Origin of the sequence: Clostridium sp. AF35-15, assembly GCF_003477745.1 — a bacterium.
Lineage (GTDB): Bacteria > Bacillota > Clostridia > Lachnospirales > Lachnospiraceae > Otoolea > Otoolea fessa.
The window spans coordinates 1-22,044 of record NZ_QUDY01000001.1 but is presented as its reverse complement, the minus strand read 5'-3'; the positions used below and the strand labels follow the sequence as shown (position 1 = coordinate 22,044).

The 22,044-nt window shown below is 49.2% G+C and carries 21 protein-coding genes; 19 read left to right on the top strand and 2 right to left on the bottom strand.

The annotated features are described in order from the left end of the window. The first annotated feature begins 14 nt into the window (after positions 1-14). The 10 genes from dtd (at position 15) to DWZ76_RS00060 (ending at position 10,771) form a co-directional block, all read left to right on the top strand. The gene (dtd, locus tag DWZ76_RS00105) at positions 15-473 is read left to right on the top strand and encodes a D-aminoacyl-tRNA deacylase (RefSeq protein ID WP_022359969.1); all 459 of its coding nucleotides are present in this window, start codon (positions 15-17) and stop codon (positions 471-473) included. Positions 474-493: 20 nt separating this feature from the next. Continuing rightward, entirely contained in the window at positions 494-1,888 is a 1,395-nt protein-coding gene (locus DWZ76_RS00100; RefSeq protein WP_118471364.1) for an aminopeptidase, read from the top strand. A gap of 276 nt (positions 1,889-2,164) precedes the next feature. Further along, the gene (tig, locus tag DWZ76_RS00095; RefSeq protein ID WP_107000635.1) at positions 2,165-3,301 is read left to right on the top strand and encodes a trigger factor; all 1,137 of its coding nucleotides are present in this window, start codon (positions 2,165-2,167) and stop codon (positions 3,299-3,301) included. A gap of 38 nt (positions 3,302-3,339) precedes the next feature. After that, positions 3,340-3,927: a xanthine phosphoribosyltransferase gene (locus tag DWZ76_RS00090; RefSeq protein ID WP_118471362.1), complete on the top strand. Its 588-nt coding sequence runs from the start codon at positions 3,340-3,342 to the stop codon at positions 3,925-3,927. Next, a complete protein-coding gene (locus DWZ76_RS00085; protein ID WP_233430207.1) occupies positions 3,914-4,708 on the top strand; it encodes an HAD family hydrolase in 795 nt (264 codons plus the stop codon). Before DWZ76_RS00090 ends, DWZ76_RS00085 begins: the two co-directional genes overlap by 14 nt. A 192-nt stretch (positions 4,709-4,900) precedes the next feature. Beyond that, the gene (recQ, locus tag DWZ76_RS00080) at positions 4,901-6,769 is read left to right on the top strand and encodes a DNA helicase RecQ (protein ID WP_118471360.1); all 1,869 of its coding nucleotides are present in this window, start codon (positions 4,901-4,903) and stop codon (positions 6,767-6,769) included. Between the two features lie 222 nt (positions 6,770-6,991). Beyond that, complete coding sequence (locus tag DWZ76_RS00075; protein ID WP_022359975.1) at positions 6,992-7,633, top strand: hypothetical protein; 642 nt, start codon at positions 6,992-6,994, stop codon at positions 7,631-7,633. A gap of 325 nt (positions 7,634-7,958) precedes the next feature. Continuing rightward, entirely contained in the window at positions 7,959-8,849 is an 891-nt protein-coding gene (locus DWZ76_RS00070) for a tetratricopeptide repeat protein (RefSeq protein ID WP_107000632.1), read from the top strand. 218 nt (positions 8,850-9,067) lie between these two features. Next, positions 9,068-10,048 (top strand): DUF4037 domain-containing protein, encoded by a 981-nt coding sequence (locus DWZ76_RS00065; protein ID WP_118471358.1) that lies wholly within the window; start codon positions 9,068-9,070, stop codon positions 10,046-10,048. Between the two features lie 108 nt (positions 10,049-10,156). Beyond that, entirely contained in the window at positions 10,157-10,771 is a 615-nt protein-coding gene (locus tag DWZ76_RS00060; RefSeq protein WP_118471356.1) for a DUF4125 family protein, read from the top strand. Between the two features lie 160 nt (positions 10,772-10,931). Here DWZ76_RS00060 and DWZ76_RS00055 read toward each other — a convergent pair whose 3' ends face one another. Further along, entirely contained in the window at positions 10,932-12,083 is a 1,152-nt protein-coding gene (locus DWZ76_RS00055; RefSeq protein WP_118471354.1) for a glycerate kinase, read from the bottom strand. Between the two features lie 202 nt (positions 12,084-12,285). On the opposite strand from DWZ76_RS00055, the gene DWZ76_RS00050 reads away from it, so the two are divergent. From DWZ76_RS00050 to DWZ76_RS00040, 3 genes are read left to right on the top strand one after another with little or no spacing between them, the layout of a single operon-like run. Then, positions 12,286-13,089 carry an N-acyl homoserine lactonase family protein gene (locus tag DWZ76_RS00050; protein ID WP_118471352.1) on the top strand — a complete coding sequence of 268 codons (804 nt, stop codon included), beginning with the start codon at positions 12,286-12,288 and terminating at the stop codon, positions 13,087-13,089. Between the two features lie 44 nt (positions 13,090-13,133). Next, complete coding sequence (locus DWZ76_RS00045; protein WP_118471350.1) at positions 13,134-14,378, top strand: Tm-1-like ATP-binding domain-containing protein; 1,245 nt, start codon at positions 13,134-13,136, stop codon at positions 14,376-14,378. Further along, positions 14,375-14,965, top strand: coding sequence for a class II aldolase/adducin family protein (locus DWZ76_RS00040; RefSeq protein WP_118471348.1), 591 nt, complete (start codon positions 14,375-14,377; stop codon positions 14,963-14,965). Before DWZ76_RS00045 ends, DWZ76_RS00040 begins: the two co-directional genes overlap by 4 nt. A gap of 104 nt (positions 14,966-15,069) precedes the next feature. On the opposite strand, the gene DWZ76_RS00035 is transcribed toward DWZ76_RS00040, so the two are convergent. Beyond that, complete coding sequence (locus DWZ76_RS00035; protein WP_107000626.1) at positions 15,070-15,729, bottom strand: GntR family transcriptional regulator; 660 nt, start codon at positions 15,727-15,729, stop codon at positions 15,070-15,072. Positions 15,730-16,017: 288 nt separating this feature from the next. On the opposite strand from DWZ76_RS00035, the gene DWZ76_RS00030 reads away from it, so the two are divergent. From DWZ76_RS00030 to tnpA, 6 genes are all read left to right on the top strand, one after another. Further along, the gene (locus DWZ76_RS00030; RefSeq protein WP_227589777.1) at positions 16,018-17,142 is read left to right on the top strand and encodes a C4-dicarboxylate TRAP transporter substrate-binding protein; all 1,125 of its coding nucleotides are present in this window, start codon (positions 16,018-16,020) and stop codon (positions 17,140-17,142) included. A 140-nt stretch (positions 17,143-17,282) separates the two neighbouring features. Then, a complete protein-coding gene (locus DWZ76_RS00025; protein ID WP_118471346.1) occupies positions 17,283-17,816 on the top strand; it encodes a TRAP transporter small permease in 534 nt (177 codons plus the stop codon). Then, on the top strand, positions 17,813-19,141 hold the full coding sequence (locus DWZ76_RS00020; protein ID WP_022359989.1) for a TRAP transporter large permease: 1,329 nt from the start codon (positions 17,813-17,815) through the stop codon (positions 19,139-19,141). The genes DWZ76_RS00025 and DWZ76_RS00020 overlap by 4 nt, the downstream gene beginning before the upstream one ends. Positions 19,142-19,158: 17 nt before the next feature. Further along, positions 19,159-19,803 (top strand): cysteine hydrolase, encoded by a 645-nt coding sequence (locus tag DWZ76_RS00015; protein ID WP_022359990.1) that lies wholly within the window; start codon positions 19,159-19,161, stop codon positions 19,801-19,803. 479 nt (positions 19,804-20,282) lie between these two features. Beyond that, on the top strand, positions 20,283-21,236 hold the full coding sequence (locus DWZ76_RS00010; protein WP_022359991.1) for an L-lactate dehydrogenase: 954 nt from the start codon (positions 20,283-20,285) through the stop codon (positions 21,234-21,236). A gap of 284 nt (positions 21,237-21,520) precedes the next feature. Continuing rightward, positions 21,521-21,931: an IS200/IS605 family transposase gene (gene tnpA, locus DWZ76_RS00005; protein WP_118469513.1), complete on the top strand. Its 411-nt coding sequence runs from the start codon at positions 21,521-21,523 to the stop codon at positions 21,929-21,931. Positions 21,932-22,044: the final 113 nt, after the last annotated feature.

The window sequence follows — 22,044 nt, the reverse complement described above, 5'->3', positions numbered from 1 at the left end:
ATCAGGAGAACAATATGAGATTTGTACTACAGAGAGTCAAACACGCGAGTGTAAAGGTAGACGGCGAGCTGATCGGCTCGATCGGTCGTGGATATATGGTGCTGATGGGCGTCAGTGACACAGACACGGAGGAAATCACCGACAAAATGGTGGATAAAATGTGCAAGCTGCGTATTTTTGAGGATGAGAACGGCAAGACGAACTGTTCGCTGGCGGATGTGGATGGTGAGATCCTGCTGATCAGCCAGTTTACTTTGTACGCGGACTGCAGCCACGGAAACCGCCCGGGCTTTACGGGTGCGGGAAATCCAGAACTGGCGAACCATCTCTACGAACACGCGCTGGCGCGCTGCGCCGGACAGGTGCGGAAGGTCGAGCACGGTATTTTCGGGGCAGATATGAAGGTCGAGCTTTTAAACGATGGACCATTTACGATTCTGCTGGATAGTGATACGATAGTGAAAAAGAAATGATTTGCAAAAGGAGGAAGGATATGTCAGTAGCGAAAGAACAGAGAGAAAAACTGATCTGGGAATTTCCTAATATTGGAAAGAAAGCTCCGGAGCAGGAGGAAAAGGCATTTGCATATTGCGAGGGATATAAGGAGTTTTTAAATGCGGCAAAGACCGAGCGCGAATTTGTGCGCGAGGCGGTGCTCCGCCTGAAAGAGGCTGGTTATGAGGAGTTCGAAGAAGGAAAAATCTATCAGCCGGGCGACAAGGTATACCAGATCAACCGCAAGAAAGCGCTTCTGATGAGCACGTTCGGAAAACGTCCGCTGGAGGACGGCGTCCGCATTAACGTGGCTCACATCGATTCCCCGCGCCTGGATCTGAAACCGAACCCGCTGTATGAGAAGGCAGAGGCGGCATATTTCAAGACCCATTATTACGGCGGCATCCGCAAATACCAGTGGGCGACGATCCCGCTGGCGATGCACGGCGTTGTGATTTTAAAGGACGGTACCTCGGTGGATATTTGCATCGGCGAAAAAGAGGGCGATCCAGTCTTCTGCGTGACCGATCTGCTTCCGCATCTTGCCGCACAGCAGAATGAGCGGAAACTGAAAGATGGCATCAAGGGCGAAGAATTAAATATCATTGTTGGATCCCTGCCGTACCCGTGCGAGGAAGAAGACTCGATCAAGGAGCCGGTCAAGCTACTGGCGCTGTCGATCTTAAATGAGCGCTTCGGCATGACGGAGAAGGATTTCCTGCGTGCAGAGATCGAGTTTGTGCCGGCAGTAAAAGCAACGGATGTCGGTCTGGACCGCAGCCTGGTCGGCGCTTACGGACAGGATGACAAGGTGTGCGCGTACACGGCACTGACCGCAGAGATGAAAGCCAAGTCCCCGGAATATACGACGGTTACGATTCTGGCAGATAAAGAGGAGATCGGTTCCGTTGGAAATACCGGCTTAAATTCCGATTTTACCCTGCATTATATCGAGGGACTGTGCAAGGCAGGAAATGTGGATGTCCGCAAAGTGCTGAAGCATTCTCTGTGCCTGTCGGCGGATGTCAATGCGGCGTATGACCCGACGTTTGCGAGCGTATTTGAAGAAAAAAACTCCTGCTATCTGAATAAGGGTGTCGTTTTGACGAAATATACGGGTGCGCGTGGCAAATCCGGCAGCAACGACGCGAGCGCGGAGACGATGGCGAAAGTGATCCAGATCATGGATGAGGCAGGCGTATACTGGCAGATCGGCGAGCTGGGCGCAGTAGACGTCGGCGGCGGCGGCACGGTTGCCCTGTTTGTGGCTGGCATGGATGTAGATGTTGTGGATATGGGTGTTCCGATTTTATCCATGCATGCCCCATTTGAGCTGGCATCGAAACTGGATATCTATAACACATATCTGGCATTTGCAGCATTTTGCAGCTAAAAAATAGCCAGAAAATTCCGTCAGGAAAGACAAAACGTTTTTTTCTGGCGGAATTTTTTATCAAATAATTCATATCCGGTTTCCTTAAATTGGGAAAAGTGATGAACTATGAAAAAAGAGTTGCTGAAAATATAAAATATTGAAAAATCGCTTTTGCGACAGGCTGGTTTGTGGTATGATGATTGGTAAGACATACGTGCAGATATATCATATGTGCGTTTGAAAGCCAGGTGCCGGATGGCGCAGGCAGGAAATTGAGAGATAGAGGACGACTAAATGAAGAGATGGAAAATAGCAGGCATCTGTCTGGCGGTTGCGGTAGCAGCAGCGGCATCTGGATGCGGAAAAAAGACAGGGACTGAGACGACCGCAGCAGAGAGCACGGCAGCAGAGACAGAGGAGTATGTCGCAGAGAGCAGCGTGAAGCTGGGCGAGTACAAAGGCATCGCTGTGACCGTGACCGAGGCATCCGTGACGGACGAGGAAGTAGAAAACCAGATTCAGCAGGTGTTGAATTCAAAGGCCGAGTACCGCGAGGTAGACCGGGCAGCTCAGATGGGCGATCAGGTCAACATTGACTATAAGGGGCTTTTAGACGGCGAGGCATTTAAGGGTGGTACCGCTGAAGGATATGATTTGACGCTTGGATCCGGCAGCTTTATCGATGGATTCGAGGATGGGCTGGTCGGCGCTGTGAAGGGCGATCAGAAAGACTTAAACCTGACCTTCCCGGATTCGTATCCGAACAACCCGGATCTGGCAGGTAAGGAGGTTGTATTTGAGGTAACGGTCAATGCGGTCAAGGAGCGCTCCGTTCCGGAACTGACGGATGAGTTTGTTGCTTCCGTATCACCGGATGATGGAACCGTGGAGAAATACCGTGAATCCACCCGTGAGAACCTCTTAGAGCAGAAACAGCTCTCGATTGACAATCAGAGAGATACGGATATTCTGAATGCGGTTGTGGACAATTCAGAGGTTGTATGCTCGACTGCATCGATCGACGAGGCATATGATACACAGTTAAAGGCATACACCAACATGCTATCCTCCTACGGCGTCGATCTGGCGACCTATGCGGGCATGATTGGAAGCGATGAGGACAGCTTCAAGCAGGAGATCCGCCAGGAAGCCAAGGAAATGGCGAAACAGTCCCTCGTTTTAAATGAGATTGCGAAGCAGGAAAATATCACGATCGACGATTCGGACAAGGAAGCACTGGCGAAACGCTACGGCTACGAGAGCCTGAAGACGATGCTTCAGAATGACAACATCGATCAGAAGATGGTGGACGATACGGCACTGATGCAGAAGACACTTGATTTTCTGGTAGAAAATGCCAAGATCACCGTCAGCACTGAGGAGAACAATGCGGCGCTGAATACAGAAGCAGCCGAGGACGAGGCGGAGTAGAAAGCGTCTCATAAAAATACAGATAAGGGGATAGACATATGCAGATTTTATACGACAGAATCCGTAAAGATGGAATCGTAAGAGCAGGAAATGTATTGAAAGTGGATCGTTTCCTGAATCACCAGATGGATATTCATCTGTTCCAGGAGATCGGCAAGGAGTTTAAACGCCGTTTTGAGGGTGAGGAGATCAACAAGATCCTGACGATCGAGGCGTCGGGTATTGGTATTGCCTGTATCGTAGCCGAATATTTTGATGTTCCGGTTGTATTTGCCAAGAAAACAAAGACGAAAAATATTGCCGGAGAAGTGTATACAACGAAGGTTGAATCGTTTACCCATGGCACTGTATATGATATTATTGTGTCCAAGGAGTTCCTTGGAAAAGGCGATAAGGTTCTGGTTATCGATGATTTTCTGGCAAAGGGCAAGGCATTAGACGGTCTGACCACTTTGATTCAGGATTCGGGAGCAGAATTAGTTGGTGCGGGCATTGTCATTGAAAAAGGTTTTCAGGACGGCGGCAAACGCATCCGTGATAAGGGCATCCGCGTTGAGTCACTGGCGATCGTAGACAGCATGAATGCAGAGACCGGGGAGATCATATTCAGAAATGAAGATAAATAAAAAAGCATTGTTTTTTGATATTGATGGAACATTGTTTAGTGAAAAATTAAGGCAGGTACCGCAAAGCGCGGTGCTTGCCTTAAAAAAAACAATGGAAAAGGGAAATTTGACATTTATTAATACGGGGCGGACCTGGTGCCAGACGTCCAAAATCCGGGAGGAAGCGCCGGTAAACGGGCTGCTCTGTGGCTGTGGTACCTATATTTCCGTGGATGGAAAGACACTCTATGACCAGAGAATTTCGCCGGAACGGGCGGAGAAACTGAAAGAGGATATTCTGCGGTTCCGGATGGATACAGTGATGGAGGGCGTGGACGCCTGCTTTTTCCGGCCAGATGGGGTGCAGACCGAAACGATGCGGGCGATCCGCTCGATTCTCGACCAGAGCGGCTCGGTTTCGGCGAAGAACTGGTCGGATCCGTCCTTTTCGATCAGTAAATTTTGCGTGGCAGTCGGAGCAGACAGTGATCCGGCGGGATTTTTTGAGACACTTCGGGATTTTGAGGTGATTGACCGGGGCGGCGGCTTCTATGAGTGTGTGCCGATGGGGCATTCTAAGGCGAGTGCGATCGAGTGGATTTTGAAGCAATATGGGATCGCGCTGGAGGACGCGTGGGTCTTTGGAGACAGCATGAACGATCTGTCGATGTTCCAGTATGTGCCGAATGCGGTTGTCATGGGAAAACACGATGCCGGGCTGGAGTCGTATGCGACGTTTACGGCGAAGACCGTGGAGGAAGATGGGATTTACCGGGCGATGGAAGAGCTGGGGCTTTTGTAAGGAAGCAATGGTTTGGTGTTTGATATATATGTATAAAGAGTGAAATTTGTGTGGATGTGTGGAGTTCAGAGAAACATCCTGTGGAGAGAAGTTTAAGGAAAGATTGACCTGGTGGATGTCTGAGACTTGAAATGCTCAAGATTGTGGATAGTTGAGACAGAACTAGAATGAAAGGGCGTTGGATAAAGATATATGAATTATGAGAAATCGGAAAAATATGAAGTTCTCAAGCGGTATTTCGGATATGACAGCTTCCGCGAAGGACAGGAAATACTGATTGACGGGATTCTTGATGGGCGTGATGTGCTGGGAATCATGCCGACGGGCAGCGGAAAATCACTGTGTTATCAGGTTCCGGCATTGATTCTTCCGGGAATCACGCTGGTGGTGTCACCGCTGATTTCTCTGATGAAGGATCAAGTCACGGCACTCAATCAGGCGGGCGTCCACGCGGCGTATCTGAACAGTTCGCTGACGACGGCACAGTATTATAAGGCGCTTGGGTATGCGCGCGAGGGGCGTTATCCAATCATTTATGTGGCGCCGGAGCGTCTGATGACGGAGACATTTCTTGATTTTGCGATGCACGTGGATATTGCGATGCTGGCGATCGATGAGGCGCACTGCATTTCCCAGTGGGGACAGGATTTCAGACCGAGTTATTTGAAGATTGTTGATTTTATCGAGAAGCTGCCGAGGCGTCCGGTGGTCAGTGCTTTTACGGCGACCGCGACCAAGGAGGTCCGGGACGATATCATCGACATTTTGCAGTTACAGAATCCGGTGATGCTGACGACGGGATTTGACCGGAAAAACTTGTATTTTGCAGTGGAGACGCCGAAGGACCGCTATGCGGCGATCCGGGCATATCTGGAGGCGCACCCGGGGCAGGGAGGGATTATTTACTGTCTGACCCGCAGAAATGTTGAGGAGATCTGTGAGAAGCTGATCCGGGATGGATTTTCAGTGACGCGTTACCATGCGGGACTTTCCGATGCAGAGCGGCAGAAGAATCAGGATGATTTTATCTATGACCGGGTTCCGGTGATGGTGGCGACCAATGCGTTCGGCATGGGAATCGACCGGTCGGATGTACGGTTTGTCCTGCACTGCGGGATGCCGAAGAACCTGGAAGCCTACTATCAGGAGGCAGGACGTGCCGGGCGTGACGGCGAACCGGCGGAGTGCATCCTGTATTATAGCGGGCGGGATGTGGTGACGAACCAGCTCTTTATTGAGCGGAACCAGGACAATCAGGAGCTTGACGACTATACGCGGCAGGTGGTGCTGGAACGTGACCGGGAACGCCTGAAAAAGATGACATTTTATTGTTTTACGAATGAGTGCCTGCGTGATTATATCCTGCGGTATTTCGGCGAATATGGAAGTAATTACTGCGGAAACTGTTCGAATTGTATGACGCAATTTGACACGATCGACATTCAGGCGGCGGCAGAGAGTCTCTTAGGCTGTGTGCAGTCGTGCGGACAGCGCTATGGAACAACGGTGATTCTCGACACGGTGCACGGGGCGAATACGGTTAAGATCCGCAATTACCGGATGGATGAGAATCCGCATTATGGGGAGCTGGCGAAGGAGAGCGTCGTGCATCTGCGCCAGATGTTTAACTTCCTCCAGGTGGAGGAGTATCTGTTTGTCACGACGGATGAGTATTCGATTGTCAAATTGACGGAAAAAGGTGCTGCTTTCCTGGAAGCACCGGAACCAATCGAGATGAAGATGGCGAAGGAGCGGGAGAAACAGACAGCTGGAAGCAGCAAAAAGAGCCGCCGGGGCGCGAAACTTCCAGCCGGGGCAGACGAATTTACGGAGAAGGAAGAGACGCTCTTCGAGGCACTCCGCGCGCTGCGCCGCGAGATCGCATCCGAGGAAAAAGTGCCGCCGTATATCGTATTTTCTGATAAGACGCTGACGCATATGTGTATTTTAAAACCGGTCACGGAAGCGGAGATGCTGGAGGTGTCCGGCGTGGGTGCGTATAAGTTTGAAAAATATGGAGAACGGTTTCTGGAGTGCGTGCGAAAGTTCTTAGAGTCTTAGTATCGGGTGTGTGTTCTGGTTGTGAGTGAAAAAATGCCTGAAAAAAAGACAGAAAAATAAAAAAATATACATATGATGACAGATTTTATCTTGTTAAACGCCACATTTTCTAGTATAATAAGGGTATCAATCCATGGATGGAAGTGACTGTGAAAATGGAACTTTTAGAAGCAGTTTCAAACATTTATGAACACCTATTTAGATGGAGAAGGGGGCGTTTTTATGGAGAAAAGTTATACAAAGATCTACACAACTGGAGCGACAGTACCGTTAAAGATTCGTCCAGGACATTTCGCAACAAACCATGCACATATCAATTATTACATTGATGTGACGACCCTGAAAGCGAGAACGAAAGAGGCGGAGGAAGTTGCACAGGCGCTGGTTGGCATGTATCTGTATGACACCGTGATCGACACGATTGTCTGCATGGAGGGCACGGAAGTTATCGGTGCTTTTCTGGCGGAGGAGCTGGCAAAGGGCGGTTTTCTCTCGACGAACGCGCACAAATCTATCTATGTAATCAGTCCGGAGTTCAACAACAACAGCCAGATCATTTTCCGTGACAACCTGATTCCGATGATCCGCGATAAACACGTGATGATCCTGATGGCATCCGTGACGACAGGACGCACCTTAAATAAGGCAGTTGAGAGCATCCAGTATTACGGTGGTATCTTACAGGGCGCATCGGCGATTTTCAGTGCGATGGATTCGCTGGATGGTGTGCCGATCAAATCAGTCTTTGGCAAGAAGGATTTACCGGATTATACGTATTCAGATTACCGTGACTGCCCGCTCTGCAAGGCAGGAAAGAAGATTGATGCGCTGGTAAATACGTTTGGATATTCGCCGATGGGGTGATGCGGCGATCGGAAGCTGCTTCGTTTGATGAATACAGGATTTGTAAAAGCCGGATCGTTGAAATGAAACGCGATCCGAATGCGGGTGCTGCATGGCAGCATAGAAAGCATTGTTGAGAAAGAGATAGATTTTACAAGGTTTGAGAACAGATAGTGGATACCGCAAAACCACAGAATCCGTGCACTGACCTGTCAGAAATAAGAAGATGGGGAGCAGAGGGATGTGAGGTTTTGCGGTATCTCTTTTTGTGTCAAAGGTGCCAAGGCACATTAATGAAAAAAATAACAGAAACAAGAATAAAGAAGGGAAAGAAAGAGGGATAAAAATGGATACACAGCAGATGTTTCAGGAACTGGATCGCCTTTATGCACAGGGAAAACTGGACGAAGCGGAAGAGAAAATGATGGGCTGGATGAAGGAAGGGCTGGATTCAGGGAACAAAAGCCTCTGCCTGATGATGTGCAATGAGATGGAAGGACTCTACCGGAATACCGGACGAGTTGCACAGGCAGTCGATATGGCGGATATGGCACTGTCCCTGATTGCGGGGATGGGACTGGATGGTTCGATCCACCATGGAACGACACTTTTAAATGCGGCAACTGCGCGCCGGATGGCAGGAGATGTGGAGAAAGCGCTTTCCCAGTACCGGGAGGCGGAAGCGATTTTTAAGAATCTTGGAAAAACGGATGGCTATGAGATGGCAAGTCTCTACAATAATATCAGCCAGATTTATCAGGAACAGGAGGAACATGAAAAGGCGCTGGAATCGCTGGATAAGGCGCTGGAACTGATTAAAAAGATGGAGAACAGCGAGGCGGAGGTGGCAACGACCCATGTCAACCGGGCGCTATCCTTGATGGCGCTGGGACGGCTGGATGAGGCAGACGAGGAGTTAAAGGAAAGCCTGACCTTTTATGCGTCCCCGGAGGGCGTGCAGTCGGGACACTTTGGTTCGGCGCTGGCAGCAGCCGGGGAGCTGGCATGGCGGCGCGGCAATTATGATCAGGCGATCGGGCTGCTGGAAAAAGCACTGATGGTAACGCAGTCCCGGTTTGGCGAGAGCGATGCGTGCGCGGTGATCCGCCAGAATCTGGAGATGATCAAAAAAGAAAAGGAAGAAAAAGGTATTACCGGTGACGAGGGCAGAACGGAAAGCACAGGCGGAAAACAGAGCCACTGTGCGAGCTGCCAGTTCAAGGATGCGAAATTCTGAGATGGAAATTTTCTGGTTACTGTTCACGGGTAGGCACTTTTGGAACCGAAAGTGCCGTAAGAAACCGTGGTGGCAGCAGGAATTTTCCGTATTTAAATGCGAAGCCACGGCAAATTCCGTTACTGGGCACGTATGCGTGAACAGTAACATTTTCTGAAATAGATTCAGAAAGCGGAGAAAGGACAAGAAAAAGCCATAAAATCAGGTAGGGGGATCAGATGCAGGGACTGGAACTGGCAAAACGATATTATGAAGAAGTTGGGCGTCCGATGCTGGAGCGGGAATTTCCAGAGCTTCTGCCGCGGCTGGCGGCGGGACTGGTGGGCGAAGGTTCGGAATGTCTGGGATTTGACGATGCGATATCGCAGGATCACGATTTCGGGGCAGGTTTTGACCTCTGGCTTTCGGCGGAAGATTATAACCAGTACGGGAAGGCGCTTCAGGATGCTTACGACCGTTTGCCGGGGGAGTTTGCGGGCATTCCGGCACGGCTTACAAGTGCGCGGGGCGGCGGACGTGTCGGTGTGTTTGAGATAGAGGCATTTTACAGCCGTTTTATCGGGATGGAACAGCCGCCAAGGAGCTTGATGCGCTGGCTGCATCTGCCGGAGGATAAGCTGGCGGCAGTTACAGGCGGGGCAGTTTTTGAGGACGGACTGGGAGAATTTTCCGCGGTCCGCGAGGAGCTTCGGAAGTATTATCCGGAGGATGTCCGGATCAAGAAGATCGCGGCGCGGGCAGCGAAAATGGCGCAGTCGGGACAGTATAATTATGGCCGCTGTATGCGGCGGGGGGATACGGTTGCGGCGATGCTGGCGCTCGATGAATTTGTGCGGCAGGCGATTTCGATGGTCTATTTACTAAACCGGACGTATATGCCTTACTATAAGTGGATGTTCCGGGGAATGGAAAAATTTCAGATATTGCCGGAGGTGGCGGAAAAAATCCGGGAGCTTTCGGTGATGGGAGATACGAGCGAGATGTGGAAGCCGCCGTTTCCCCCGGGATGGAATCCTTATGTAAACCAGTTAGATCCGCGCGTGGGTCGGATCGAGGAAATCTGTCAGGCGGTAGTTGGGGAACTGCGAAAACAGGGACTGACTGACAGCCGGGATGCATTTCTGGAAGCGCATACGTGGGAGATCATGAAACGGATTCAGGATCCGGAGCTGAAAAAATGTCATGTGATGGAAGGATAAGCCGCGGATAGACACATCAAAATGGGAACGCGCATGGACTGTAACTGACAGAAAAGATGCAGGAAATTGATTTGGAAGGGATCTGTCAAGCGAAAGGGAGGACAGCGTATGACGAAACAGGAGAAAATAGAGAAACTGATTCAGATGGAGTGGGAAGATTTTCAGAAAGTCAATAACGAGGGCGGACGTGCTTCCTGTCAGGACGATCCGGAGACATTTTTTATCATGCGACGAAGCCATTTTGCACCGTGGACAGAGGAACTCATCGACTGCGTGCAGGCGGATATGGATCGCGCCCATGAGCAAGGGCGCAATCTGGTAATGGAGAAATATGCGTGGATGATGGCGAGCACCGCACCGGAGCAGTTTAAGAAACTGCATCATTTTCTGATTGATCCGACGCTGGCGGGCGAACAGTGGAGTGATGCGATCGTGAAACAGCAGCTTGCCTGGATGGAAGAGTACCAGGCGAAATATCCGGTGCTGGCGTCTGGAAACCGGCTTCTCTACAGTTCTGAAGATACGCCGTATGATACTTCCTTCCAGACGTACCTGCTTGGAGAACTGCGGACTTACTCGGACAGCACTCTGCATACGTACTGGCAGTTTATCAATGAACTGAAAAAGGAAGGAAAGAGTCTGGCACTTCTGACGATGGAGGAGGAAGTGAAGGCATATGGATATGAGGGGCTGGATGCGGCGGAGAAGGCGCTCTCTAAATAAAAATTAGAAGGATGTATATTCGAAAATTTATGGCAATGATTTCGAAAAAGTGAATGTATAATAGCTAATATACAAGGTAAGTTGAAAAAAATCGGAGAGAATGAATGATCAAAGTTCCTCTCCGATTTTCTTATATCAGCACATTCTTTGTTTCCAATTTTTACGAAAACCGCCGAACCACCCGCATCACCTGTTCCACCGTATCGCTCAGATTCTTCCGGGCGGATGCCGGTTCCATTGCTTCTTCCAGCGAGCAGATGGAGCGGAGAATTGGGAAAAAGGCGTCGATTCCGGCATCGTTACACTGGATGGCATCTGGGGTGACGCAGCCGGAGAAGGCGAAGACGGGCTTGCCGTATTTTTTAGCCAGTCTGGCGACGGCGATGGGGGCTTTTCCCATAGCAGTCTGTCCGTCGAGACGACCCTCACCGGTGATGACGATATCGCTGTCCTGGATGAACGATTCCAGAGAAGTTTCTTCCAGCACGATCGAGGCGCCCGGTTCCAGGACAGCGTTCATATAGCTTAAAAAGGCAAATCCGAGACCTCCGGCGGCACCCGTGCCGGGAACCGTTGGATCGGCGTGTGGAAATTGCCGGGCAGTAAGGACGGCGTATGCCTGCATCCAGCGATCCATATTTACGATATCTTCCCTGGAAGCGCCCTTTTGCGGACCATAGACGGCACTGCAGCCATTTGGACCGCAGAGCGGATTGGTGACATCGCAGGCGATCCGGAAGCTGCACGCGGACAGTTCGGGAAGAACGGAGCCGGTACGGATGGAAGAAAGCTCTGACAGTCCGGCGGCACCCGGGGAGACGGGCGTTCCGTCTTCTTTGAGAAATTGATATCCCAGCGCGGAGAGCATGCCGAGTCCGCCATCGTTGGTGGCGCTGCCGCCGATGCCAATCAGGAAACGCCGGCAGCCTTGGCGGATGGCGTCAAGGATCAGTTCTCCGACACCGTAGGTGGTAGTGCGGAGTGGATTGCGTTCCGCAGCAGCCAGGAGCGGAAGTCCGGAGGCAGCAGCCATCTCGATCACCGCAAGCGGTTCGCCCTGTCCCGGTGAGGTGAGAATCCCGTAGTCGGCTTGAAGGGGGCGTCCGAGCGGATCGGAGACGGAGATGGTGCGGATCCTGCCGCCCAGTCCTTCCGTCAGGGCATCCACGGTTCCCTCGCCGCCATCTGCCAGAGGGCGCACGAAGACCTCTGCCTCGGGATAGACGCGGAGAATGCCGCCTTTGGCGGCGTTTCCGGCTTCCATCGAGGCCAGACTTCCTTTCAGGGAATCGATTGCAACCGTAATTTTCATATGAGGTTCCTCCTTTTTGGTGTTTTGGATCCGATTCATTGTTACTTTCAGATGGAAATTGAAACTTTTCTTGACAGCTATGCTTCTTTTTATTATAATACTATTGGACACTGGATACAATATTGGATGCTCCATTTTAGGAAACAAATTTGGCATTTATCTCATGTTTGAGATAGCCAGACGAGCGACAGGAGGTACCGATATGAGTAACTTAACAATCAGACCAATCAACACTGGTTTCGTGACGATGATTCCGAAACAGTATCTTTACCACCATTCTACGGTGGCATATTATCCCGATGCTTCCGATCGGGAGGAAGAATACCCAGTTTTTACGTATCTGGTAGAGGGCGGAGACAAACTGCTGCTTGTGGATACAGGCATGGCATACACAGAGCGCGCCGATAAATACCACCATCATGGATCATATCAGCCGGAGGGCATGGCGATCGCGGATCAGCTTGCAAAGATCGGATATAAACCGGAGGATATTGATATTGTAGTGTTTACCCATCTGCACTGGGATCATTGCTTCTATATGGATAAATTCACGAATGCGAAATTTTATGTAAACAAGAAGGAATACGAATTTGCGATGGATCCAATCCCGCTCTATTACAAATCATACGAGGCACCGCAGCTTGGCATTACCCGCCCATTTGAGGGACTCAAGATGGAATTGGTAGAAGGCGAGGCAGAGATCATGCCGGGGGTACGCGTATTTGAGACGCCGGGACATTCCATCGGGCATCAGTCGGTTGAGATCAACACGGCAGCGGGCAGATATATTTGCTGTGGCGATGCAATTTTCATTATGGATAATACGAAACCGATCGAAGAGATTCATTATGATATTACGCCTCCGAACCGGTTTTCAGATATTGTCTCCGCCTGGAAGAGCATCGAGCTTATCAAAGCCCGGGCAGAGAGTCTGGATAAGATTCTGACCTGCCATGACCGCGAAATGTTAGATCGGGTTTCGAAAACACCGATCCTTGGTCTTTAAGACGAAAGGCAGGTGAAAGAAGAAGTTCGTGAGACTTCGAGAAAATGGCAGTGGTTGGGGTAATTGCAAGCTGTGACACGAAATATCATGAAGTACAGTTTGTACAGAAAAAAATAAAAATGAGCGGAAACAGTCCGCTGATACTCGATGTCAGCACGGGACCGCATATTCCGATGCGCGCAGATGTCAGCCGGGAGGAGATTCTGGCAATGGGTGGTTATACCTGGGAGCAGGTGCACGCGATGGACAAGAGCGGTGCGATCGCAGCGATGACGGAGAGTATTTCCAAGATGCTGTTAAAACTCGTCGGAGAGAAAAAAATTCACGGCGTGATGGGAATGGGGGGACTGCAAAATACAGTTATGTGTTCTGCGGCGCTGCGGCTGCTTCCGATCGGATTTCCGAAGATTATCTGTTCCACGATCGCCAGCGGATACCGGTATTTTGACACGGTTGTGGGCGATAAAGATATCATGGTGGTTCCGTCGATCGTTGATTTTGCCGGTATGAACCCCGTTAATGAGGCTGTGTTGGGAAATACAGTCAGCGCCCTGATTGGCATGGTGACATATGGGGGAAAACGGATCGATACACATGGGGAAAAATATATCGCGACAACGCTTATGGGGATTACGAATGATACCGTGATGCGGGCATCCGACGAGCTGACGGCGCGCGGCAGGAAGATGATCAGCTTCCATTCGACCGGAATCGGCGGCCGGGTGATGGAGTCGATGATCCGCGAGGGCGTTATTTCAGCCGTTATGGATCTCTCACTGCATGAGATGACAGCGGAATATTTGGGCGATTACGGATACAGCAAGGGTGCGGATAACCGCCTGTGTGCGGCAGCGGAGATGGGGATCCCGGCGCTGATCTGCCCGGGCGGCATTGATTTTGCGTGTCTGAGGAAAGAGGAACTTTTAAAAGATGAGGAAGATCGGGGGTACGTATGGCATAATCAGGATTTAACACATACGCGCCTGTATGAGAGCGAAATTCTGGATATTACACACACGATCGTGGAACGACTGAATCGTTCCAAGGGAAAAACGGAGGTCATTCTCCCGATGGGAGGACTGCGGACAATGAGTTATCCGGGGGAATTTTTCTATAAACCGGAGACAATTCAGAAGATGCGTCAGATTTTCGAGGCGGATCTGAAGCCGGAGATTGTGTTTAAAGCGTATGATCTGAATTTCTGTGATCCTGAATTTGCGGATATCTGCGCACAGGAGATGGAAGCGCTGCTGAATGAAGCGGAGGGTAGCAGAAAGGAGAGCGCATGAAATATCAGGAATACAAAGAGCTGAGCGATGCGATGGAACAGGCGGCTCACAAATTTTATCAGCTCCGCTATCAGATGAGCAACGGCGGAAATCTGAGTATGCGTGCGCCAGGGCATGACTGGATGCTTGTGAAGGCGACGGATGTGGCGTTTGACGAGGTGTGCGCGGACACAATTGTTGTGACGGATTTTGACGGAAACTTGATTGAGGGCAATCGGAAACCATCCAAAGAAGCTCTTTTGCACGGTGCGATCTACCGGGAGCTCCCGGAGGTGTGCGCGATCATGCACTGCCATTCCCCATATGCGACTGCATGGGCGGATAAGCATGAGACGCTTGATTTTTCGACGCACCATTCGGAAATGAAGCTGGGCGGAAATGTGCCGGTGTTTGACACCCATTCGTATGCCGTTCCGAAGGAATATTTCCCGATGATTCTGGAAGAGTTCCGGAAAAATAAAGAGATGAATGCATTCCTTCTGCGCGGTCACGGTCAGGTGACGGTGGCAGGGACGATGCGCGAGGCAGCTTATCTGGCGGAACTTGTCGAGGAGACGGCGCAGATTTCGCTGTTGGCGGGTAGATAAGAAAAGCAGAAAAAAGTAATAGGCGGTGAACGCAGAGAGACAGGAACTGCGCTCATCGCCTTTTGTAATTATACGGCTGTCGATGCTTGGTAGGTGTTTTGTCTTTAAGAAAAATTGGCTTGGCGTCCAACACATTCGACAACATCTTTCAGATGACCGTAGATCGCCTGTTTGGTGGCGTCGATATCGCGGTTTTTCAGTCCCTGGATGATCTTTGCATGCTCGGACAGAGTATCGTTGATGCGTCCCTCCAGAGAGTAGTAGATGGATTTGAAGGAATCACATTTATTCCAGAGTCCCTGCAGGATCTCAACGGTGTCGTCGCAGCCGGAGAGCTCACAGAACCGGGTGTGAAACTGGCGGTCCAGCTGCATAAATTCCTTCGAATTATTGGAAAAATCGAGCATTTTTAAACTAATCTCTTCCAATTGGCGGATATCGTCATCACTTGCCCTGATACAGGTTCTGGCGGCGCAGTACTGCTCCATCAGGATACGGATGTCGTAGATTTCCGTCAGACGTTCCTTGGAGAGCTGGAATACGACTGCCCCACAGTGCGGTTTCGTGATCAAAAGTCCCTCTGCTTCCAGACGTTTGATTGCGTCGCGGACCGGGGTGCGGCTGACTCCAAGTGTTTTGGTGAGGCGTTCCTGGGCGATATGTTCGCCTGGCTTAAACTCACCTTGAATAATTGCATTTTTGACCCAGAGATAGACTGAGTCGGAAACGGTTGTATATTGAATAATTGGTTGTGTCTGATCCATAAACCATGGCTCCTTTTAAATTTCTTTATGATTATTATAACCGAAAAGAAAAGGAATAGCAATAAAATTGGATAATGTATCCAATCTGAAACTAAAATATTGTTTAAACTGTACAGAATGATGTTTATATAAGAAAGTTTATTGACAAAACAGACAGGTGATGTTAGAGTAATAGTATCAAATTGTATCCAATATCCGGTGTCCAACGGAGAAGCGAAACAAAAAAGAAACGCAGAACGTGAAAAAGAGAAAAAGAAAGGAAGAAGGAACATGAGGAGAAGACGATTTGTGGCATTAGGTTTAGCAGCGATAATGGCAATGACGGCAATGACGGGATGCGGTGGAAGTTCATCTGCGAAAACAGACAGTACAACAGGCGGCGATAAAAAACAGGCAGAAGCAACCAGCGGAAAAGAAAAGATTACACTTCGAATTGGATCCGGACATTCGGAATCCAACCCATGGATCACAGCGCTGGAAGATTATTTTGTGAAAAATGTATCGGAGAGAGTCAGTGAAGAGACAAATTATGAGATCGACTGGGTTAAATCCTACGGCGGTTCTGTTATCTCCCTGGGAAATGAGTTGCAGGGCGTGCAGGATGGTCTGGTCGATATCGGATGTACGATTCTTGTATTTGAGGCATCCAGACTTCCGTTACAGGATATGGTTTACAGTATGCCGTTCTCCTGCTCCGATCCGCTGATTGTGGCAGAGACGATCAAACAGATGTATGAGAAATATCCGGAATTCACTTCGATTTATGAAGACAGCTACAACCAGAAGTTCGTCGGAATCGGTGTATCGGATCCGTATGGATTCTTCAGCACGAAAGAAGTTAAGTCTCTGGAAGATGTAAACGGAATGAAGATCGGCGCGGCAGGCATCAACCTCTCCTGGATCGAGGGCTCTGGTGCAGTCGGCGTCCAGACTTCCTTAAATGATACCTATCAGAACTTACAGACGAATGTATGTCAGGCGACGATTCAGCCGACCCATTCCTGTGTCAACTTAAAGGTATATGAGGTAGCGCCGTATTATCTGGACGCAAACTTCAACGTAGTTCCGTTCAATGCAATTACTGTCAATATGGATACCTGGAATGACCTGCCGGAGGATGTACAGAACATCATTTCCGAGGTTGGCGAGGGCTATCTGGACTATGAGTCTGAGTATATCAATACGATTCACGAAGAAGATATCAAAGCACTGGAAGAGCAGGGCTGTACCGTTACAACTCTGAGCCGTGAAGAGCAGGAAAAATGGGCAGCAAGTCTTCCGGATGTTGTCAATGGTCTGGTAAAGAGCCTTGACGACGCTGGGTACAATGGTTCCGAGATCGTGGAAGATTATTATGAGATTCTGGAATCTCAGGGTGTAGAGAGAGTACGCGACTGGAAGATCAGCGAGTAAGAAAATTGAAGGGAGCGGCTTGTCGCAGAGGAGAGTGTGAGCCGTGTGAAAAGTGCATCGGGACATACAGCGAAGGTATGTCCCGATGTGTTCAGAAAGACAGAGAAAGAACAGACAGAAGAGAGAAAAGGTGGGATGATATGTCAGTCCTTAGAAAATTAGATCGGTGTCTGGAACGTTTTTTGAGTATTATGGATGGAATTGCAGCGATCTCAGTATTTGGAATCATGATTCTGATTACAGCGGACGTTCTAAGCCGATTGATATTAAATAAACCGTTCGCGGGAACGGCGGAAATTGTCAGCAGCATTATCATTATCGTATGTTTTCTGGAGATTCCGTATGTAGCAGTTAAGGGAGCCCATGTCCGGACAACTATGCTGTATGATAAGGTCGGTGTAAAGGGAAAACGTGTGATCGATATTGTAGCAGCGCTGATTGGTGTTTTGGTGTATGCATTTATTATCCGGGCAAGCTGGGGAAATCTGTTAAATGCAATTTCGATTCATGAAGCGGAGATAGCCGGATCGGTCCGTATCACAACGGTTCCGGGGCGTTTTTCCATTATATTCGGTTCCGCGCTGATGATTCTGGAATTTATCAACCAGATTATAAAGTATACGTATGAATTAGTTACAGGAAAAAGCTTTGCAGAAGGGGGGAAGGCAGAATGAGTACAGGAGCAGTAGCAGCACTTTCACTGATTCTTTTGCTGGCGCTGATTTTCTTTGGTGTTCATCTGAGCACATCCCTGATGTTTACCAGTGTGCTCAGTGTATTCCTTTTCACGGGACGTTTTTCAACAGCGATGAACGTGCTAAGCCAGTCGGCGTGGGGCGCGGTCCGGCAGTATATGTTCGGCGTTATTCCGCTGTTTGTCTTGATGGGACTTCTGGCGAACTTATCCGGCGCCAGCCAGGATTTGTATGATTCAGCCAGCCTTTTATTAAAGAAAGTCCGGGGCGGCGTCGGAATCGCGACGGTTATCGCCAATGCGATTTTCGCAGCTATCACAGGTGTTACGGTTGCGTCAGCGGCTGTTTTTACGAAAATTGCACTTCCGCAGATGCTTCGTCTGAAATATAACCGTAAGATCGCGCTGGGAACGATCTCTGGCTCTGCGATCTTAGGTATGTTGATTCCTCCGAGTCTTCTGATGATTGTCTACGGCTCGCAGGCGGACGTATCGATCGGCAAGTTGTTTGTGGCGGCGGTTATGCCGGGTATTCTGATGACGATCGCATTTATCATCGTCATTTTGACGGTCGCACATATCAAACCGGATTATATTCCGGAGGTAGAGGAGCTGACTGAGTATGAAAAAGAAAATTTCTGGAAAATTGTGCTGCGTCCGTGGCCGATTGTTCTTCTGATTATCATCTCCCTCGGAGGTATCTGGTGTGGATTCTTCACTCCGACGGAAGCAGGCGGAGTCGGTGCGTTCGGCGCTTTCCTGATTGTGATTTTCCGGAAGCGATTCAACCGCAAGGAGTTCTGGGAGACGCTTTTATCGGCAGGTTCAACCTCCGGCAGCGTCCTGATTCTTCTGGTATCGGCATCCACATATTCCAAGACGTTGTCCATGTGCGGTGTCATCAATGTACTCCGGGATCTGGTAGAAGGTTTCAGCATCCCGCCGATCGGAATCGTTTTATTATTTATCCTGATTCTGATGGTACTGGGATGTATCCTGGATTCTACTTCGATTCTGCTTTTAACGACGCCTCTGATGTGCCCGATTATGGCAGATTTAGGCTATGACTTAGTATGGTTCGGTCTGGTTATGATCATTGCGATTGAAACCGGTATGATTACGCCTCCGTTTGGCATGAACGTATTTACCGTTAAATCGTCCCTGTACGGAATGGATGGCATGGAGGGGATCACAGTCAACGAGATTTTCGCCGGTTCGATGTGGTTCTTGGCAGCGATCATTATTGTCGATTTGATTTGTATTTTCATTCCGCAGATTGTATTATTCCTGCCGAATGCGATGTAATAGGAAAGGAGAAGTGTATGGCACAGATTAAGATTCCGAAAGAGAAAGTTGCGATTGTTTTGATTGAACCGCAGAATGACTTCTTGTCCGAGGGCGGAACGATGTACGCCCACATCAAGGAGCAGCTCGCCGAGCGTCATGTCATCGCCAATCTTCAGGATTTACTGGAGAAGGCGCGAGGTCAGGTGGCAAAAATCTTTTACTGCCCGTTCCATCCGTTTGATCCGGGATTTCCAGAGCTGAAAAAGGGTGGTCCGGCGTGTGAGGGTCTGCGTGGAATCGAGATGGATATGGAAGCAGACTGGGGAACCGGCGCATGGCTGCGCGGCACACCGGGACCGGAGATTATCAAAGAATTGACTCCGCAGCCGGGTGATGTGGTGGTTGAAGGCAAGAAAACGCTAGACGCGTTCCATTCGACTGGTTTGGACTATTATCTGCGGGCAAATGAGATCGAGTATGTAGCATTTACTGGTTTCCATACCGACTGGTGTGTAGAGTCATCGGCGCGTTCGGCGTATGATAAGGGCTACCGTGTCATCGTCATCAACGACTGCACCGCGACCGATACGCAGGAAGAGCAGGATTTCTGTGAAAAATGGATTTTCCCGAAGATTGGAAAAGTCATGAACCATGAGGAATTTCTGGAGGCGCTGGAGTAGCCAGAATGTGAGCGTGGCAGAGCTTTGAAATAAAAAAACGAAAACATCCCACGGGATTGCCGGAAGTAGCAGTTTCGTGGGACTTTTTTTGTCTATCGATGAAAATGTTGATTTTACATGTTTTTATTCAATTTTACATAAATAAGATAGTTACGAAGAACTCTGCCTGCTGTGATGCAAAGTGAAAATAGATTTCGGCAGAATCGAAGCAGCGGGACTGTACGGAAAAATACATGATGGAAACGCCTCTTTGTTGGTAGATCACATTGTCATCGGATGATCAGAAAGTGTTGTAGTTTCTATTTTCGTTGTTAAAACAACTGAAAAAATGTCCCAAAGCATGTATACTCCTTCTTGTAAGCGGCACAATACATATGAATGGCAGGAGAGACTAGAGGCATGCTTGTCCATATGCAGAGAGTGGATGCTAGAAATATGGACATGCAGTATAAGCCGGAGAAAAAAGGAGAAATGAGCGTATGAGCAGAGAGGTAAATCCAAGAAAAGCGGCAGTCATCGGGTGCGGATTTGTGGGTTCAGCAACGGCATTTACACTGATGCAGAGCCGGTTATTTTCCGAGCTGGTTCTGTTAGATGTGAATATGGAAAAGGCGGACGGCGAGGCGAAGGATATCGCGCACGGGATTCCGTTTGCAGGGCAGATGAAGATCTACGCGGGCACGTATGACGACGCGGCGGACGCGGCGATCATCATTATCACAGCGGGGGCGAACCAGAAGCCGGGGGAGACGCGGCTTGACCTGGTGCAGAAGAATACGGCAATTTATCAGAGTATCATCCCGGAGATTGTAAAACGCGATTTTGGCGGGATTCTGCTGATCGTATCGAATCCGGTAGATATTTTGACGTATGTGGCATTGAAACTGAGCGGGCTGCCGGAGAACCGGGTGCTCGGTTCGGGTACGGTGCTTGACACGGCACGGCTTAAATATGCGCTGGGCGAACACCTGGGCGTGGACAGCCGGAGTGTACATTCGTTTATCATCGGTGAGCACGGGGACAGCGAGATCGCGGCATGGAGCAGTACGAATGTATCGGGCATTCCGCTGAACGATTTCTGCGAGATGCGCGGGCATTTTAACCACGATGCGGCGATGGACGCGATCGCGGAGAAGGTCAAAAACAGTGCTTACGAGATTATTTCGAAAAAACAGGCGACGTATTACGGAATTGCGATGTCGGTAAAACGTATCTGCGAGTGTATCGTCCGCAATGAGCGCTCGATTCTGCCGGTGTCTGCGATGATGCACGGGGAGTACGGCATCGAAGACATCACGCTGAGTATGCCGGCGATCGTGGGAATCGGGGGTGTGGAGACGCATGTGCCGATTGCATTGAGTGAGGAAGAGGCGGAGAAGCTGGTGGAGTCGGCTAAGAAACTGAAAGAGGTAGCGAAAGGGCTGATAGAATGATGCCAGATGGGCTGCCGTACATTGGCACGGCAGCCCATCTGAACCAATCGGTTTTACTATAAAATTCTTTTCTATCAGTAAAGGCCATCTTTTAGGACAATAAGCGGGAATCCTCGGCAATTCAATTACCGAGATGAAAGCGCAGGAGTGTGCATATCTGCACAATGCAAATAGTATAATAATTCTCATCCTTTGATGGTAATGCCGTAACCGGCATACAATAAAAACGAAAATATGTTCGAATAATAATTGCGTATTACACTTCAATATGATATACTATATGTATGAAAGGAAATCTGATACATTATAGAACTTGCGTGTGTAATATTAACTACCATATGGTTTGGCCGGTGAAATACAGACGGAAGATATTAACCCCAGAAGTTGAGAAATACCTACAGGAACTCGTGCAGCAGATAGCTGACGATAAAGGTTTTACCGTTCATTTATTTGAATGTGGTGAAGGTGATCATGTTCACTGTTTTGTATCAGCTCCACCAAAACTGTCAATAACAGCCATTATCAAGTATCTGAAGGGGATCACAGGCAGGAAATTATTCGAACGTTTTCCGGAAATAAGAAACCAGTTGTGGAAGGGAGAACTGTGGAACCATTCCTATTATGTGGAAACGATCGGATCCGTATCTGAGGAAAATATTCGCCGTTATATTGAACATCAGAGCAAGTCGTATTAATTCAATGTGAATTGTAAATATTCATATGCATGGCTGTCTGAAGGGGGAGGAGAATGCTGTTGTCGCACAGAACATCGGTCAATATCCGGCCGGAATATTCTAATATTATAGGG